Source organism: Oceanobacillus luteolus (assembly GCF_042678205.1).
GTDB lineage: Bacteria > Bacillota > Bacilli > Bacillales > Amphibacillaceae > Oceanobacillus > Oceanobacillus luteolus.
Genome location: NZ_JBHUDE010000162.1, coordinates 1 through 16,991, shown reverse-complemented (window position 1 = coordinate 16,991; position 16,991 = coordinate 1). Strand labels below are relative to the sequence as shown.

At 40.0% G+C, this 16,991-nt stretch carries 13 protein-coding genes and 1 riboswitch; of the genes, 8 read left to right on the top strand and 5 right to left on the bottom strand.

The genetic code is table 11. From position 1 onward, the window contains the following. Window positions 1-91: 91 nt before the first annotated feature. The 4 genes from ACFSBH_RS19035 to ACFSBH_RS19020 form a co-directional block, all read right to left on the bottom strand. Window positions 92-1,297, bottom strand: a complete 1,206-nt coding sequence (locus ACFSBH_RS19035; RefSeq protein WP_379599160.1) for an acyl-CoA dehydrogenase family protein — start codon at window positions 1,295-1,297, stop codon at window positions 92-94. A gap of 19 nt (window positions 1,298-1,316) precedes the next feature. Further along, entirely contained in the window at window positions 1,317-2,462 is a 1,146-nt protein-coding gene (locus tag ACFSBH_RS19030) for a CaiB/BaiF CoA transferase family protein (RefSeq protein WP_379599158.1), read from the bottom strand. 256 nt (window positions 2,463-2,718) lie between these two features. Next, the gene (locus ACFSBH_RS19025) at window positions 2,719-4,125 is read right to left on the bottom strand and encodes an APC family permease (RefSeq protein WP_379599156.1); all 1,407 of its coding nucleotides are present in this window, start codon (window positions 4,123-4,125) and stop codon (window positions 2,719-2,721) included. A gap of 53 nt (window positions 4,126-4,178) precedes the next feature. After that, window positions 4,179-5,531, bottom strand: a complete 1,353-nt coding sequence (locus ACFSBH_RS19020; protein WP_379599154.1) for an aminotransferase family protein — start codon at window positions 5,529-5,531, stop codon at window positions 4,179-4,181. A 307-nt stretch (window positions 5,532-5,838) separates the two neighbouring features. Beyond that, window positions 5,839-5,949: riboswitch (TPP riboswitch) on the top strand. A 79-nt stretch (window positions 5,950-6,028) separates the two neighbouring features. On the opposite strand from ACFSBH_RS19020, the gene thiW reads away from it, so the two are divergent. The 3 genes from thiW to motB all read left to right on the top strand — a co-directional run bounded on the left by thiW (window position 6,029) and on the right by motB (window position 8,347). Further along, a complete protein-coding gene (gene thiW, locus ACFSBH_RS19015; protein WP_251512327.1) occupies window positions 6,029-6,526 on the top strand; it encodes an energy coupling factor transporter S component ThiW in 498 nt (165 codons plus the stop codon). 281 nt (window positions 6,527-6,807) lie between these two features. Beyond that, on the top strand, window positions 6,808-7,590 hold the full coding sequence (gene motA, locus ACFSBH_RS19010) for a flagellar motor stator protein MotA (protein ID WP_251512326.1): 783 nt from the start codon (window positions 6,808-6,810) through the stop codon (window positions 7,588-7,590). Further along, complete coding sequence (gene motB, locus ACFSBH_RS19005) at window positions 7,583-8,347, top strand: flagellar motor protein MotB (RefSeq protein WP_379599151.1); 765 nt, start codon at window positions 7,583-7,585, stop codon at window positions 8,345-8,347. The genes motA and motB overlap by 8 nt, the downstream gene beginning before the upstream one ends. Window positions 8,348-8,437: 90 nt before the next feature. Here the strand turns inward: motB and ACFSBH_RS19000 are convergent, their stop codons facing one another. After that, window positions 8,438-10,213, bottom strand: coding sequence for a glycoside hydrolase family 13 protein (locus tag ACFSBH_RS19000; protein WP_251512324.1), 1,776 nt, complete (start codon window positions 10,211-10,213; stop codon window positions 8,438-8,440). 292 nt (window positions 10,214-10,505) lie between these two features. Here ACFSBH_RS19000 and ACFSBH_RS18995 point away from each other — a divergent pair, with 292 nt between their 5' ends. The 5 genes from ACFSBH_RS18995 to ACFSBH_RS18975 all read left to right on the top strand — a co-directional run bounded on the left by ACFSBH_RS18995 (window position 10,506) and on the right by ACFSBH_RS18975 (window position 16,856). Next, window positions 10,506-11,789, top strand: a complete 1,284-nt coding sequence (locus tag ACFSBH_RS18995; RefSeq protein WP_251512323.1) for a sugar ABC transporter substrate-binding protein — start codon at window positions 10,506-10,508, stop codon at window positions 11,787-11,789. A 98-nt stretch (window positions 11,790-11,887) separates the two neighbouring features. Further along, window positions 11,888-13,189: a sugar ABC transporter permease gene (locus ACFSBH_RS18990; RefSeq protein WP_251512322.1), complete on the top strand. Its 1,302-nt coding sequence runs from the start codon at window positions 11,888-11,890 to the stop codon at window positions 13,187-13,189. Beyond that, the gene (locus ACFSBH_RS18985) at window positions 13,189-14,031 is read left to right on the top strand and encodes a sugar ABC transporter permease (protein ID WP_251512321.1); all 843 of its coding nucleotides are present in this window, start codon (window positions 13,189-13,191) and stop codon (window positions 14,029-14,031) included. Before ACFSBH_RS18990 ends, ACFSBH_RS18985 begins: the two co-directional genes overlap by 1 nt. A gap of 59 nt (window positions 14,032-14,090) precedes the next feature. After that, on the top strand, window positions 14,091-15,116 hold the full coding sequence (locus tag ACFSBH_RS18980) for a LacI family DNA-binding transcriptional regulator (protein WP_379599148.1): 1,026 nt from the start codon (window positions 14,091-14,093) through the stop codon (window positions 15,114-15,116). Window positions 15,117-15,185: 69 nt separating this feature from the next. Beyond that, window positions 15,186-16,856: a glycoside hydrolase family 13 protein gene (locus ACFSBH_RS18975; RefSeq protein WP_379599146.1), complete on the top strand. Its 1,671-nt coding sequence runs from the start codon at window positions 15,186-15,188 to the stop codon at window positions 16,854-16,856. Window positions 16,857-16,991 lie beyond the last annotated feature (135 nt).

Below are 16,991 nucleotides of genomic sequence, written 5' to 3'. Positions count from 1 at the left end.
ATTTGCAGAGAACCCTTCCATGGTGAAAATACCTGTAAAAAGAATGATAACAGGTACCTTTTCTTAGAATGAAAAGATACCTGTTGTTGATTTAATGTTTGACGGTTTCAGCGCTCCAAGCAGGCAGCATTTTATTAAGTGGTTTATCTTTCCGATAGCCCAATATATATTCTGCTTGCATAATGGTATGGATTTCTCTTGTACCTTCATAGATAACCGGTGCTTTTGAGTTTCGTAAATATCTTTCGACCGGGTATTCATCTGAATAACCGTATGCACCATGGATCTGCACCGCATCATCTGCAGCCTGGTTGGCAAAGTCGCAAGCTTGCCATTTCGCGAGGGAAGTTTCCCGGGTGTTGCGTTTTCCTTGATTTTTTAATTCGCCAGCACGATAAACGAGAAGTCTGCTCATTTGGAGTCCCGCTTCCATCTTGGCGATCATTTGTTGCACGAGCTGGTGTTTGCCGATTTCTTTACCAAATGTCTCCCTTTCATGGCAATAGTTTACACTTGCTTCAAGACACGCCATAATTTGTCCAACTGCACCAGCTGCTACAGTGAAACGTCCGTTGTCCAACGCAGACATGGCAATCTTGAAGCCTTCACCTTCTTCACCAAGCAAGTTTTCCTTTGGTACTTTTACATTATCAAAAAATATCTCACCGGTATTACCAGAACGGATACCTAATTTTCCTTTAATCGCTTTTGATGAAAAACCTTCCCATGTGCGCTCTACGATAAAGGCGGATATTCCTTTATGCTTTTCCGATTTGCTGCCTGTGTATGCGAATACAAGGAAGTGGTCGGCTACATCACAGAGCGAAATCCATGTCTTTTGTCCGTTTAAAATGTATTGATCACCACTTTTGACTGCAGTCGTTTCCATCGAAGCAACGTCTGAGCCTGCTCCAGGTTCAGTAAGACCAAATGCACCAATCTTTTCACCCTTAGCTTGAGGTACGAGGTATTTTTGCTTTTGTTCCTCAGTACCCCATTGTAGTAACGTCATACTATTTAAGCCGGTATGAACGGATACAGCCGTGCGGAATGCTGTATCTCCTCGCTCCAGCTCTTCACATACAATGGCAAGTGAATTATAATCCATGCCACTACCGCCATATTCCTCTGGGATGCATACTCCCATTAAGCCTAAATCTGCTAATTTATCAAACAGGCTTGGTTCAAATTTCCCTTCGCGGTCCCACTCCGCGATATACGGCATAATTTCCTTATCGGTAAAATCCCTTACTGCTTTACGTAGCATTTTTTGTTCCTCTGAGAATTCGAAGTTCATTTGTTCATCTCTCCTTGGTTTATTGTTTTATTCTCCATTTAACTTCTTCATTATGTTCACCGGCCTCCGGTGGGGGATGTCGGTATGTTACCGGTGTCCGCGCTAACTTTAATGGACTGCCAATCATGTTGACTCGTCCGGCGGTGGAATGATCCATACTGATAAACATCTCACGTGCTTGAAGTTGTGGATCGTGTACCACTTCTTCTACATTCTGGATCGGTCCGGATGGAATATTATGTTCACTACATTTTTTCAGCCAATATGCGGACGTGTTTTCTAAAAATGCCTCCTGTAGTATGGGAACCAGCTGTTGCCGGTGTTTAACTCTTTCCGGATTTGTTGCATACCTCTCATCTATAGCCAGTTCAGTTCTTCCTAGAATATTACATAGAGCCTTGTACTGATTGTCATTACCTACTGCAATGACAATCTCTCCGTCTGCCGTTTTAAACGTCTGATAAGGAACGATATTTGCATGACGATTACCAAGAGCTTGGGGAATTTGACCTGACATCAGATAGCTGCTGCCAATATTGACTAGGGAGCTTACTGCACTGTCATATAGGGATATATCCAATTTTTGTCCTTTACCAGATTGCGTTCTCTCGTGAAGAGCGGCTTGGATGCCAATACAGGCATATAAGCCAGTCAAAACATCGGTAATGGCGACTCCAAGTTTTTGTGGACCTGAGTTTTCATCGCCAGTTATACTCATTAATCCACTCATTGCTTGTATGATAAAATCATAGCCTGGCATATTTTTATATGGCCCGGTTTCACCAAATCCCGTGATGGAGCAATAAACGAGTCCTGGATTAATGTTAGCCAAAGTATTATAATCAAGCCCAAATTTTTTCATCGTACCAGTTTTGAAATTATTGATTATAACGTCACTTTCCTTAACAAGCTCTTTAATAAATGCAATTCCTTCATCTGTTTTCAAGTCAACGGTTATACTTTTCTTATTGCGGTTCGCACTCAGGTAATAGGCACTGACTTCATTTTGAAAGGGGGGACCCCATTTACGTGTATCATCACTGCCGCCTGGAGCCTCAACTTTCAATACTTCAGCACCAAGATCTCCAAGGATCATCGTGCAATATGGACCGGCAAGCACACGGGACAAATCAAGGATTTTAATATGTGATAAAGCTGAAGCCAAAATTTTTACCTCCTTTCGTAGGGATGAAAAAAAGCCAGCTCAAATGAGATACAGTGTTGTCTGTACATTCATTTGAACTGGCTTCTGACTGTTGGACCAATCCTTGCAGGGATAGGGAACAGTTTAGGCAGTTAATTTATTATTGTAGTAAAGAATCATGTGGTGTAGACGTGGAGTCGTCTTGACATGATTTCTAACTATTATTATAGTATATTCTTAATTATTTGTATAGACTTATTATTATACGTTTGTGTTCTTATGCAATTCGATCGATTTCCTTCTTTAGATGTGCATCGGCACTTTCTTTACCGTATTTTCTCATTGAATAGTTATAAAATATTGTTCCAATTAAAAACCAGACTCCGATTATAATCCATTCTGGCACCCCTAAAGCGGAAGGCATCCCCGGTAAATAGAGAGTGGCAATAGCAAATGCTGAAATGGTCGCAATCCAACCAAGCAGTGTGCCGCCTCGAAGTTTAAATGGACGCTCCATATCGGGTGCTTTTTTACGCAAGATGACAAAGGAAAGTGCCACCATAGACCAACCAATCACGAGTCCGATGCCTCCTGCATCCACGAACCAAACAAGAGCTGGACGTCCAAGTAATGGAGCAAATGTTGATAAAATGGCGATCAATAGGATAGCGTTATGTGGTGTCCGATACTTCGGATGCAGTTTCCCTAGAAATTTCGGCAACATACCTGCTTTAGCCATGGCGTAGATTGCTCTGCTTCCACCAACATAAAAACCTAACCAACTTGTCAAAATACCTCCAATTCCACCCAATACAAGAATGTTTGCCATCAGTTGACTACCGCCAAAGGCTTTCCCCATCGCATCTGCAGTCGCTAAATTTGTTGTAGCTAATTCAGAAGGTGTCATGACACGTGATACACCAAATATGATAGCTACATACCATATCACTGCCAAAACAACAGAGAAAATTAATAACTGTCCAATACGTTTTTTAGGTAAATTGATTTCTTCGGCTGCTTGAGGGATAACGTCAAAACCGACAAACATGAAGGGGGTCATGACAACGACGGTCAAAAGTCCGGCAAACCCTTTTTCAAAGAATGGTTGCATGTTTTCTGTTGTACCAGAAATACCACTCCCTGTTATTAATAAAATTCCTGCAATAATAATCAATAATGTTAAAACCATGTTGATAAAAGAAGTAAGCTTAATCCCGCGATAGTTTACCCAAGCAATTAGAATGGAGCCAATTATTCCTGTACTTGCCCAAGTAATCGTTACATCCCATCCCTGAATCGTATACAAATATCCTTGGCTGAAGTTTGGAATTAAATATTCAAACACTGTTGGTAAGGCCACAGCTTCGAATGCAACTACCGATATATAGCCAAAAACAATTGCCCACGTTGTGATAAAAGACATGACTCTGCCCATTGCTTTATAGGTATAGACGAGTTCACCGCCAACAAGCGGCATGGCCGAAGCCAATTCTGCATAGGTGAGGCCAACAAATACAACCATTATTCCACCAATAACAAATGCTAGGATCGCCCCCAATGATCCAGCCTGATTAATCCAAATCCCGGTCGTTACAACCCATCCCCAACCGATCATTGCACCAAAAGCGAGCGCTAGGACATCTTTGTTACCTAGCAGTTTAAGTAATTGTTGATCCGAATTCATTACACGTCCCCCTTACTGGAATCCATGGTGAAATGCTTCACCAAAATCGCAGGTTATTTTAAAGTTGCTGACAGTCCGTTTCTAACTTCTTTGATGGCATCGTGCAGTTTTTCGGTCATTGTTTCAATTTGCTTCTTGTTAATGATTAAAGGAGGGGAGAAGCAAATGATATCTGTATCTTCATACGTTACAGCACGGCAAATGACTCCTCTTTGATGCAATGCTTCAATTACTTTTGGTGCTACTTGTAAATCTCTGGAAAATCTTTTGTTTAAAGCAGGGTCTTCCACAAGCTCCACTGCTCCGAGTAGGCCGATAGCACGAACATCACCAACAATGTCCAAGTCTTCTTTCAGCTTGTTAAAACCTTCGAGCATTACTTCTCCCATTGCTCTCGAATTCTCCACCAGCTCTTCCTCTTCTAAAATTTCAATGTTTTTCAGTCCAACAGCAGCTGCAGTCGGGTGACCACTATACGTGTATCCATGGAATAATGTTCCGGAAGACTTATCCTTCAGTACATCATGGATTTGATCAGATACAATCACTCCTCCAAGTTGGATGTAGCCACTTGAAACACCTTTTGCAAAAGAAATCACGTCAGGCGTGACACCATAGTTTTCAATACCAAACCATTTTCCAGTTCGTCCAAATCCAGTGATGACTTCATCGGCAATAAATAATATTCCATAGTCATCACAGAGATTGCGCACTTCTTGAAAATAGTCCTTCGGCGGGATAAGTACTCCACCAGCTCCTTGAATTGGCTCAGCGATAAAAGCTGCAACTGTTTCAGGTCCCTCACTTTCAATGACTGATCGAAGGGATTGGATCGCTTTTACTGTTCCATTTCCATATGGATTATCGGCGTGGTAAATATCAACCATCATTTTACCTGCCATGCTCCAAAATTCAGGGATACCTGTAGCACTTGTTGATGCAGCTGCCACCCCATGATAAGCACGATTAAGTCCAATGATTTTTCTCTTTTCTGGCTTGTCTTGAATTCTCCAGTAATGCCTTGCTAGTTTGATCGCAGTATCATTGGACTCTGAACCACCAGAAGTAAAAAACACAGCATTTAACCCTTTAGGAGCAATGGAACTGATTTTTTCAGCTAATAATATAGCAGGCTCATTACTAAACGTAGAAAAAGTGGAACTGAATGCTAATTTTTTCATTTGTTCTGCAGCTGCTTCGACTAACTCTTCTCTTCCGTGGCCAACATTGACATTCCAAAGTGATGACATGGCATCAATGTAAACGTTGTCATTTTTGTCAGTTAAATAAATTCCTTCGCCTTTTTTAATAATAGCTTTCGGTCCATTAGCTTGTTGTTGCTGTATCGATGAAGTGGGATGGATAAAATGTTTCTTGTCTAGTTCAATCAGTTTTTCTAACTCCATAGTGATACCTCCTTTTAATATAAAAAACCAGTAATATAGGTGGAAGCATAGCGTTTTTCTGTGCCATACATCCACGCAATATCACTGGTTTTATCTAATGGAATGCTCTGTTTGTACAACAGAGTCAATTAGAATAAGCAGCTATTATAGTTTTATTATTTATAATTTAACGAAAATTAGTACGGATGTCAAGAGGAAATAATATCAGTTCAACTTTGTTTTTGGTTTTTAGTACCTTATGCTGAAAAATCTCCATAGTTGACATACTCACTACATTTGGTAAGCTTATCACGAATCTAATAAGCTTTAAAACTACTAGGGGTGCCTACAATGCGGGCTGAGAGGAAAGGCTATTCTTTCCGACTCTTATCGACCTGATCTGGTTAGTACCAGCGGAGGGAAGTAGTGAGGTAAATTCTCATACTTTTTTCTGCCGTCAGGTCCTATGGATCTGGCTTTTTTATTTCTTTGGTTCCCTATAAAGTGGAGGTGAAAGGATGAATAAAACACGTTTGATCACTACCATGGCAGTTTTTATTGCGATTGGCACAATCAGCGCGCAATTGATTTGGTTCCCGGCAGGAGTGGCAAGAGCGTATCCAGTGCAGCATGCCATCAATGTCATGGCGGCTGTTGCATTGGGGCCGGGCCCGGCTGTTGTCATTGCGTTTATGATCAGTTTATTACGCAATATGCTCGGACTTGGAACATTCCTGGCGTTTCCAGGTGCAATGGTTGGGGCGTTCTTGGCTGGAGTACTTTATAAAAAAACGGAGAAGAGGTCACTTGCTGCTGTAGGTGAAGGTATCGGAAGCGGCATAATTGGCGCATTGTTTGCGGTTCCGTTTGCCCATGTTTTTATGGGTTCTTCTGTTGGTGCATTTGCTTTTATCCCAGCTTTTCTAGTCAGTAGTGTATCCGGTGCTATGCTTGGGTTACTTGTTGTTACGAAACTGTATAACCGGAGTATGGCTCGAAGTAATGGAAGACTTTAATAACAGATTAGAAAAACATATTGCTGATCTAGTTATAAAGTAGGTTAAGGAAACGTCAACTTTTTAGTTGGTGTTCTTTATCCATTTCATGTAAGTGAAAGTCTTAAATAAAGACAAATAAACTTTGCATCGATATACTTCTCAAAATACAGAACATTCTACGTTTAAAATATACCTTGATATCCACCGAATTATCCCGATAAAAGATATAGGGCAAAAGACCGGGTTGTTAATTGGAAAACAATCAAACTTAAAATATATCGCAATTGAGGTGGATATCTTTGGATTTAACGACGATAATCGGATTGCTAATTGGTTTACTTGCAATTGGATTAGGGATGATATTAAAAGGTGTGAGCTTATCAGCCTTATTCAATCTGGCGGCTATCCTTGTAATTATTCTCGGAACAGTAGCATCAGTAATGATAGCTTTCCCTGCAAGCACGATTCGAAAAGTCCCGTCATTTTTTCGGATATTATTTACAGAACAGAAATTGGACAACAAAGCATTGATTCAACAATTTGGTGAGTGGGCTGATCTGACAAGGAAAGAAGGTTTGCTCGCATTGGAAAGAGAAATAGAATCCATCAATGACCCTTACATATCCAGTGGGATTCAAATGATGGTGGATGGACAGGAAACAGAGTACATAAAAGATGTTCTGATAAAGAAAATAGAAGCAATGGAAGAAAGGCATGAGGAAGGGGCAGGCGTGTTTACGCAAGCTGGTACATATGCTCCAACATTAGGGGTACTAGGTGCAGTAGTAGGACTTATTGCGGCATTAGCTGATATGTCTGATACAGATGCTTTGGGATATGCGATTTCTTCTGCATTCATTGCGACGTTGTTGGGGATTTTTACGGGGTATGTGTTATGGCATCCCTTTGCGAACAAATTACGGGAGAAGTCTAAAAAGGAAGTACAACAAAAAGAGTTGATTATAGAAGGTATCGTTTCGTTGGCTTATGGTCATTCCCGTTCCATGATGGTGGAGAAACTGAACGCTTTCCTTTCTGAGAAGGAAGCGGGCGAGTTGAAACAGGAGAATTCATATGAGTAGGAGAAAAAAGAAAAAGCGGACGGAAATTAGTGAATCCTGGCTACTTCCTTATTCTGATATGCTCACGCTTCTACTCGCACTATTTATCATTTTGTTTGCCGCCAGTGAAGTGGATTCCCAAAAATATGAGAAGCTGGCACAAGTATTTCGTGGTGAGTTCTCGCTAGGTGGTGCTGGAATACTGGAAGAGGAGTTACCTAGAAAGACACCGGTGAACGATAATGAATCCGATGAAAAACCTATTCCAAAAGAACATTCTGATGAAAGCGAGGTTCCTGATGAAGGGACTTCTGATCGATCACCATTGGAGCAAATGAAAGAGAGCATCGACACCTATATCGAGGAGCATGAGTTGGAAGAAAAATTCCAAACAGCACTCTCAGAGGAAGGCTTGAAGCTGACTATTGTCGACGATGTGTTTTTCGATAAAGGCAGTTCCGAAGTAAAAGAGCATGCAAAGCAGACAGCGGAAGAGGTTGCAGAGCTTCTTTACTTCGATCCGCCGCATGAAGTCATTGTTAGTGGACATACGGATGATATTCCGATCTCGAACAGCTCATATGCTTCGAACTGGGAGCTTAGTGTCGCTAGGGCCGTCAATTTCATGAAGCTTATGCTTGAAAATGAAAAACTGGATCCGACGATGTTTAGTGCGAAAGGATATGGAGAGTATAAACCAGCTGTTCCAAATTCAACGGAAGAAAACCGTCAGAAGAATAGACGGGTTGAGATACTAATCACTCTAAATAAAAAATAAGCGGATTGTAGAAATTATGTTTCTTATAACACCACCTCGAGGTTTCAGTATCCTAGAGGTGGTGTTTTATTGTTGATATTGAACTTTTATTTATAGTCGATATTCAAATATCCGAAAGCCCATAGAGGGAACTTCAATCTGTTCCATTTCAAACGGTACTCTATGATAAGCAGCTTCACTATCTTTTCCTATGAGCAGTTCACTGCAAGAAGACTTTTGAAAATCAGGTAGATGTGCAGCTTGTTTTTTCGAGCTATTATTGATGGCAAAAAGGATCTTTCGGTTATGGCTTTGTTTTTGGTAAATTAACGTATTGGATTGATTATCAAAAGCTAAAATCTTGAAAGTACCGTCATTACCAAAAGCAGGAACGTTTTTACGCAGTTCAATCAAGTTTTTAACAAATGTAAATAATTCTTTGTTTTGTTTCGTCTCGTCCCAAATCATACATGCTCGGCAACCTGGATCCTGACCACCAGACATCCCAATCTCGTCTCCATAATAAATACATGGCGTTCCGATAAAAGATAGTTGGAATAGATAGAGAAGTTTCACCCTATCGATGTCCCCATCTGCTAGTGTCAGAATACGTGGTGTGTCGTGGCTGTCCAGTAAATTAAATTGCACTTCATTTACATTAGCTGGGTACATATGAAGTACTTTGGTTATAGAATTTGCAAAGTCTTCGGCTGTCATTTCACGCTTAGCGAAAAAATCGATGGCACTATTTGTAAAGGGATAGTTCATCACTGCGTCAAATTGGTCGCCACGAAGCCAAGGCATCGAGTCATGCCAAATCTCTCCTAAAATATAAGCATCTGGCTTCACAGCCTTTACTTCTTTTCTGAAATCTCTCCAAAACTGATGGTCGACTTCATTCGCAACATCGAGGCGCCAGCCGTCAATATCAAATTCTTCCACCCAATAGCGTGCAACTTTTAACAGATAGGCTTTTACCTCAGTATTTTCTGTATTCAGTTTAGGCATCGAACCAACGAAACCGAAAGTATCATAATTTGGTATCGGCTCTGGTTTTACAGGGTAGTCCCGAAGGTGAAACCAATCTGTATAAGCTGACTTCTCCTGATTTTTCAACACATCTTGAAAAGGTGGGAAATAATAGCCGCTATGATTAAACACCGCATCAAGCATAACACGTATTCCACGTTTATGGCATTCTTTTACAAGCCGGCGAAACGTCTCTTTATCACCAAATTGTGGGTCGATTTGCATATAATCGATGGTGTCATATTTATGATTCGAATATGCTTTGAAAATTGGAGTGAAGTATATGCCGTTAACTCCCAATTCAACGAGATGATCCAAATGATCGATAACACCTTGGAAATCCCCGCCGAAAAAGTTGGTTGGTGTAGGTGCTGTTGAGCCCCAAGGCAGCGTGCCTTCAGGATTTATGGAAGGGTCTCCATTTGCGAATCGCTCCGGGAAAATCTGATACCATACCGTTTCCTTTACCCAGCTTGGAGCTTGAAAGACATCAACCTGATTCATATACGGGAAACAGAAATAATGAGATATATCCTCAGGTGCGGCAGAATAAATACCACTCTCCGTGTAATAACATGTTTCATTTGCATCCATACAACGAAAGGCATACCGTATTCGGCGGAATTTCGGTTTTACAGCGACGAACCAATAATCATGCAAAGCCGATGATCCTGTCTTTATCATTTCTACTGTTTTAGTCATCCACTTTCCATCAGCCCAATCATAAGGGTCCCCAAATATAAGTCCAACAGAATCCATATCATTCTTTTTCGTTTGCAACATAATGTGTAATGTTTCTTTGTCATATGCATATGCAAAGTTATCTTTTGGACGGTGATAGATTGCTTCTTTTAACAATGAAGATACCTCCTATATTATTCAAACGTTTGCACGTATCTGTGCATTTGATTAGATAGAGTTATATTTCTAGTTCCTGATAAATCATCGATGTTATTTAATAGTTTAACACTAATTTGATAGGTTTGTAACCGTCATTATAGATAGTAGGTAAGAAAATGTTATGAAAAAACGAAAATATGATTGCGCTTTCAGTAAAGGTGTGTATAATTTAAAGTACAATGATTGTGCAAACGATTGCCTAATGTTGCATGCGTCATTGAGATATCAAAACTTTGGGGAGGTCAATGAAATGAGTAAATGGTTACGTTATGCTTTTGCTTTATTGTTGATTGTTGGGTTACTTGCAGCATGCGGTCCAGACGACGCAGAGCCGACTGATGGAGATACCAGTGGAGAGGGCGCATCAGAAGGGGACATGCCGGAGAAGCCTGAATCATTAACGCTTTGGATGAATGCAGAAGAGAAGCAACAAACGGCGATGGAGGAAATTACAAATAAATATACTGAAGAAACAGGAATAGAAGTTGAGCTTGTCCCAGTGGACATGTTGGAACAAGTTGAAAAATTAGATGTGGAAGGTCCAGCTGGTAATGGTCCAGATATCATTTTCCAACCGCATGATAGAATTGGAGATTTAGCACTTCGTGGATTAGTTGACCCCGTTGATTTGGGTGAAGCAGAATCCGAATATACAGATATTGCAAAAGAAGCTGTTACATTTGACGGTGATTATTGGGGATTCCCAGCTGTCATGGAAACATATGCGATGTATTATAACAAATCTTTAGTTGAAACAGAACCCGAAAAGATGGAAGAGATCATGTCCCTCGCAGCTGACTTTACAGATGCATCACAAGATAAATATGGTTTCTTGATGGAAGCTGCTAATCTATATTTCGTCTACCCATTTTTCTCCGGATATGGAGCATACGTCTTTGCAAATGACGGAGAAAACTACGATATTACCGATATTGGGCTTGCGAATGAAGGTGCAAAGCAGGGTGGAGATTTAGTCAAGACATGGTTTGATGAAGGTTACATTCCACAAGATTTAACACCGGATATTATGAATGGATTATTTAAAGAAGGAAAAGTAGCGACGGTAATTAATGGACCTTGGATGGCTCGTGAATATGCTGAAGCATTAGGTGATGATCTCGGTGTTGTTCCATTACCAGTCCTTGATAATGGAGAGCGTCCTAAATCCTTTGTTGGAGTAAAATCTTACATGCTATCATACTACTCTGAGAATAAAGAATGGGCACAGGATCTAATGAAATACATTACAAATGCAGAGAACTCGATGATTTATTATGAAGTGGCAGGTGAAATGCCTCCAAGACATGATGCAATTGAAAATCCAGTCATTGCCGATGATGAAATTTATTCCGCATTTGCAGAGCAAACAAACTATGGTGAGCCGATGCCGAATGTACCGGCAATGCAGCAAGTCTGGACTCCATTCAATGATGCTTTAAGCTTTATCTCTAAAGGGGAGCCGGTGGACGAAGTACTAGATGAGGCTGTCCAATCCATAAATGACAATATTGAAGCATCTGGTGCGAACCAGTAAAGTACATGGATCTGGTATATGGGGGCTCTTTGCTCCCATATACTATTTTCGAGAAATGCTGCTGTCTTTAAGCTACTCGTTTTAGGAGGGAAATAGAAATGACGAATAATCAAGCGGAGAAGAAAACTGGGCTAAGCGCACCTCGAAATATTGCTACGTTATTATCCGTCTTGGTTCCAGGATTAGGCCAACTATATAATAGAAGATTATTAAAGGGATTCATACTGCTGATCGTTTCAATCTCTTTCTTGGTTACTACTTGGGACTATATAGATATCGGGATTTGGGGTTTATTTACTCTTGGAACCATACCTCGTGAACATCATTCCATTCAATTATTATTGCAAGGTCTCATTTCATTGATAGTCCTTTTCTTTGGGATATGTATTTATGCATACAATATTTTAGATGCACGAAAAGATGCAAAAACTAGAGAAGAAGGAAAACCTATTCCCACTTTGTTAGAAGGGATTTCTAACTTTTATGATCGTGGTTTTCCATACTTTTTGATTTTGCCTGGTTTGGTAATGCTTCTTTTCATCGTTGTACTGCCACTATTATTTATGCTTGCATTAGCATTTACTGATTATAATCAGTATAATTCTCCACCTAGGAACCTATTGAGTTGGGTAGGGTTTGCTAATTTTACAGATCTCATTAATATCGATATATGGAAGAATACATTCTTAAGTGTATTTACTTGGACGATTGTTTGGACAGTCGTTGCAACGACATTACAAATCATTCTCGGCTTTTTCTTAGCTTTACTCGTTAATGATAAGCGAATTAAATTTAAGCGAACAATTCGAACCGTACTTATTTTACCTTGGGCTGTGCCTGCATTCGTTTCTATCTTAATTTTTTCAGCACTTTTCAATCCCACATTTGGTGCGATCAACCGAGATATACTAAGTCATTTTGAAATAATGATACCTTGGCTGTCCGATCCATTTTGGGCAAAGATTGCATTAATCATGATTCAAACCTGGTTAGGTTTTCCTTTTATCTTTGCATTATTTACCGGGGTACTTCAAAGTGTTCCTGCTGATATGTACGAAGCAGCAGATGTGGATGGCGGAACCAGATGGCAGAAGCTAAGACTTATTACGATTCCACATGTTCTATTTGCCACTGCACCTCTTCTTATCATGCAATATGCAGGTAACTTTAATAACTTTAATATTATTTATCTGTTCAATGAAGGAAATCCAGCTGTTCGTGGACAAAATGCTGGAGGTACAGATATTTTAATTTCATGGGTTTATAAATTGACGTTTGAAACAAATAATTACAATATGGCTGCAGCGATTACAATTATCATGGGACTTATCGTGATGGGCTTTGCATTCTTCCAGTTTAGAAGAACGGCAGCATTTAAAGATGAGGGGGAACGTTACTGATGAATAGAAAAACTAAATCTAAAATTGAAGTAACGTTAATCTATTTATTTTTCCTGATTATGTTTATCATTATCGGCTATCCATTATTTTGGGCTATTATGATGAGTGTAAACCCCGGGACAAATATGCTCGTGACAGATTTATTTCCATCTAATCCAACATTAGAACACTATATATGGCTGTTTACGGATCCACGGAGTGATTATTTACTCTGGTATAAAAATAGTTTAATCGTTGCCATTCTAAATTCACTTGGATCAGTTATTATAACGTCGCTTATTGCATACGCCTTTTCTCGATATAAATTTATAGGGCGTAAATATGGTTTATACCTGTTTTTATTATTGCAGATGTTCCCGGCATTAATGGGGATGGTAGCGATTTATATTCTGTTGAATACGATTGGCTTGACGGATTCACTATGGGGATTGCTGCTAGTTTATCTCGGTGGTCAAATTCCATTTAATGCATGGCTAGTAAAAGGTTACTTTGATACCATACCAAAAGAGTTGGATGAAGCGGCGAAGATTGATGGTGCTGGGCATTTGAAGGTTTTCTGGACCATCATGCTTCCATTAGCAAAGCCTATTTTAGCGGTCGTTGCTCTGTTTAACTTTATGGCACCTTTTATGGACTTCTTATTACCAAGGATTGTACTTACAAGTCCGGAAAACTATACGTTGGCACTTGGACTATATAGTTTTATCAATGATCAATTTTCAACAAACTTTACCCGTTTTGCAGCAGGAGCCATATTAATTGCCATTCCGATTGCATTGGTTTTCCTTCTGCTACAACGCTATTTGATCTCCGGTTTAACATCAGGGGCAACGAAAGGATAATTCGGGCCAGGAATGCTTATGACACGGAGTGAAATTTGGAAAGGAGGGTGTAAAGAATAATGGTAACAATTAAAGACATAGCAAAGGCAACAGGTGTGTCACCCTCTACGGTTTCTAGAGTGATCGCCGATAATCCAAGGATAAGTTCAGATACGAAAAAGAAAGTACGGAAAGCGATGAAGGAATTAGGTTATCATCCGAATATCCACGCACGGAATTTGGTTGCCCAGTCGACCAAAGCGATTGGTGTCATTCTGCCATCTTCTGCTGATAAGGCACTACAAAATCCATTTTTCCCTGAAATACTACGGGGAATTGGATCCGTCACACATAAAGAGCAATATACAATGATGCTCTCCAGCGGACAAACCGAGGATGAGATTTTTGCAGAAGTTGAGCGGATGGTCTATGGCAGATATGTTGATGGCATGATCTTACTTTACTCAAGGATGGATGATCGTATAACCAACTTCCTTAGGGAAAACGAATTTCCTTTTGTCATTGTTGGGAAGCCGTACGAGTATATGAACGAGATAACACATGTCGATAACGACAATTTTTCTGCAGGGAAGGAAATTACAGAGTACCTTATAGCACAAGGTCATCAACGGATTGCTTTTATCGGTGGGGCGCGTGATTTGTTTGTAACGATAGATCGGGAGAAAGGCTATGAAACCGCTCTGCAGGAAGCTGGATTAGAGGACGTAAAAGATTATCACATCCATACTGAATTTCTTAAATCAGCAGGACGGGAAGCAGTGGAAAGTTTACTCGCATTGAAACAGCGTCCGACAGCAATTGTCATCAGTGATGATTTAATCAGCCTAGGAGTTTTGGGCATGCTGGAAGATTCGGGAATTCGTGTTCCAGAGGATATTTCATTAGTAAGTTTTAATAATGTTTATTTATCGGAGATCACCAGACCTGCATTAACAACGATTGATATTCAAATATACGAACTTGGGGCACAATCAGCTAAGGCTCTAATTGAAAAGACGGTAGACAAATCAGAACCGGTAAAGCGAATCATCATCCCGCATAAGGTGATTTACCGGGATTCGGTAAGTTCGTATAAACGACCTTAAGGTACGCATTTAGCTGTTGGTTTACCGAGTAATAAAAATAATAAACAGTACAGCTTTAGGAGGAAAACCATGAGAAGTAATTGGTGGAAGGAAGCAGTAGCTTATCAAGTTTATCCAAGAAGCTTTATGGATTCAAATGGAGACGGTATTGGAGATATTCAAGGGATCATAACCAAGCTGGATTATTTGCAGCAGTTGGGAATTGATGTGATTTGGATATCACCAATTTACCCGTCACCGAACGATGATAATGGCTACGATATAAGTGATTACCAAGGAATTTCACCTGAATTCGGAACGATGGAGGATTTTAACGAATTACTGGATGAAGTTCATAAGCGTGGGATGAAATTGATTATGGATCTTGTCATCAACCATACTTCGGATGAGCACGAGTGGTTCATCGAATCTCGGTCATCCAAGGATAATCCATACCGTGATTATTATATTTGGCACCCTGGAAAGGATGGCAAGGCACCTAATAACTGGGAGTCCATATTTGGCGGCTCTGTTTGGGAATATGATAAGGAGACGGGAGAATATTATATGCATGTCTTCTCACGTAAACAGCCTGACTTAAATTGGGAAAATCCGAGTGTACGTCAAGATTTGTACAAAATGGTGAATTGGTGGCTGGATAAAGGAATAGATGGTTTTCGTGTAGATGCAATATCACATATAAAAAAAATTCCCGGTTTTCCTGATATGCCGAATCCTGATAAGAAGAAGTATGTCCCTTCCTATGAAGGCCACATGAATCGTCCTGGAATTGAAGTGTTTTTAACAGAATTAAAAAAAGAAACATTCGACAAGTATGACATCATGACCGTTGGAGAAGCAAACGGAGTCTCTGTAGAGCAGGCTGACGCATGGGTTGGCGAAGAAAATGGTTATTTTAATATGATCTTCCAATTTGAACACTTAGATCTATGGGGGAAAAGTGCAACAGGGGGACTCGATATTCATGGTCTCAAGCAAACGCTGAGCAAATGGCAAACAGGTCTCGATGGCATTGGATGGAATGCGTTATTTCTGGAGAACCATGATCAACCTCGTTCCGTTTCAACATGGGGAAATGATACAACTTTAAGGGGAAAATCAGCAAAAAGCTTTGCGACCATGTATTTCTTGATGCAAGGGACACCGTTTATTTATCAGGGACAAGAAATTGGCATGACGAATGTTAAATTTGAATCTATTGAAGATTATAATGACGTTGCGATAAAAAACCTCTATAACGAGGAGCGGGCTGCAGGGAAGAGTCATGAAGAGGTAATGAAAATCATTTGGAAGAGTGGCCGTGATAACTCACGAACACCGATGCAATGGAACCGTGAGATGAACGGTGGCTTCTCAATCGGAACACCATGGTTGAAAGTAAACCAAAATTATACAGAAATTAATGTAGAAGCGGAATTGAAAAATCCTGAATCTATTTTTCATTACTATAAAAAGTTAATAGAATTGCGCAGAGGGAACCAAACTCTTATATATGGCAGCTATAAGCTCATTTTAGAGGAACATGATGAGATTTTTGCTTATTTGCGCACTTCAAAAGAACAGACTTATGTGATCCTAACGAATTTATTTGGACATAATGCAGAAGTTGAACCCCCTAAGAAATTGGTTGGGAAACAAGGGAAACTGTTATTAAGTAACTATGAGATGGAACTTGGTGTTGAAACATTTGATACAATGACTTTTCGTCCTTATGAAGCGCGTGTTTATCAAATTGTTTAAGTATAGGTGCATTCTATCTCAACAAGTTCCGAAAAGAGGCTGGGACAAAACCCCAGTAAATAGAAAATAGCTTCGCGCTTTTTGCGCGAAGCTATTTTCTATTTATCATAATTTTAGTAAACAAAAAGGACACCT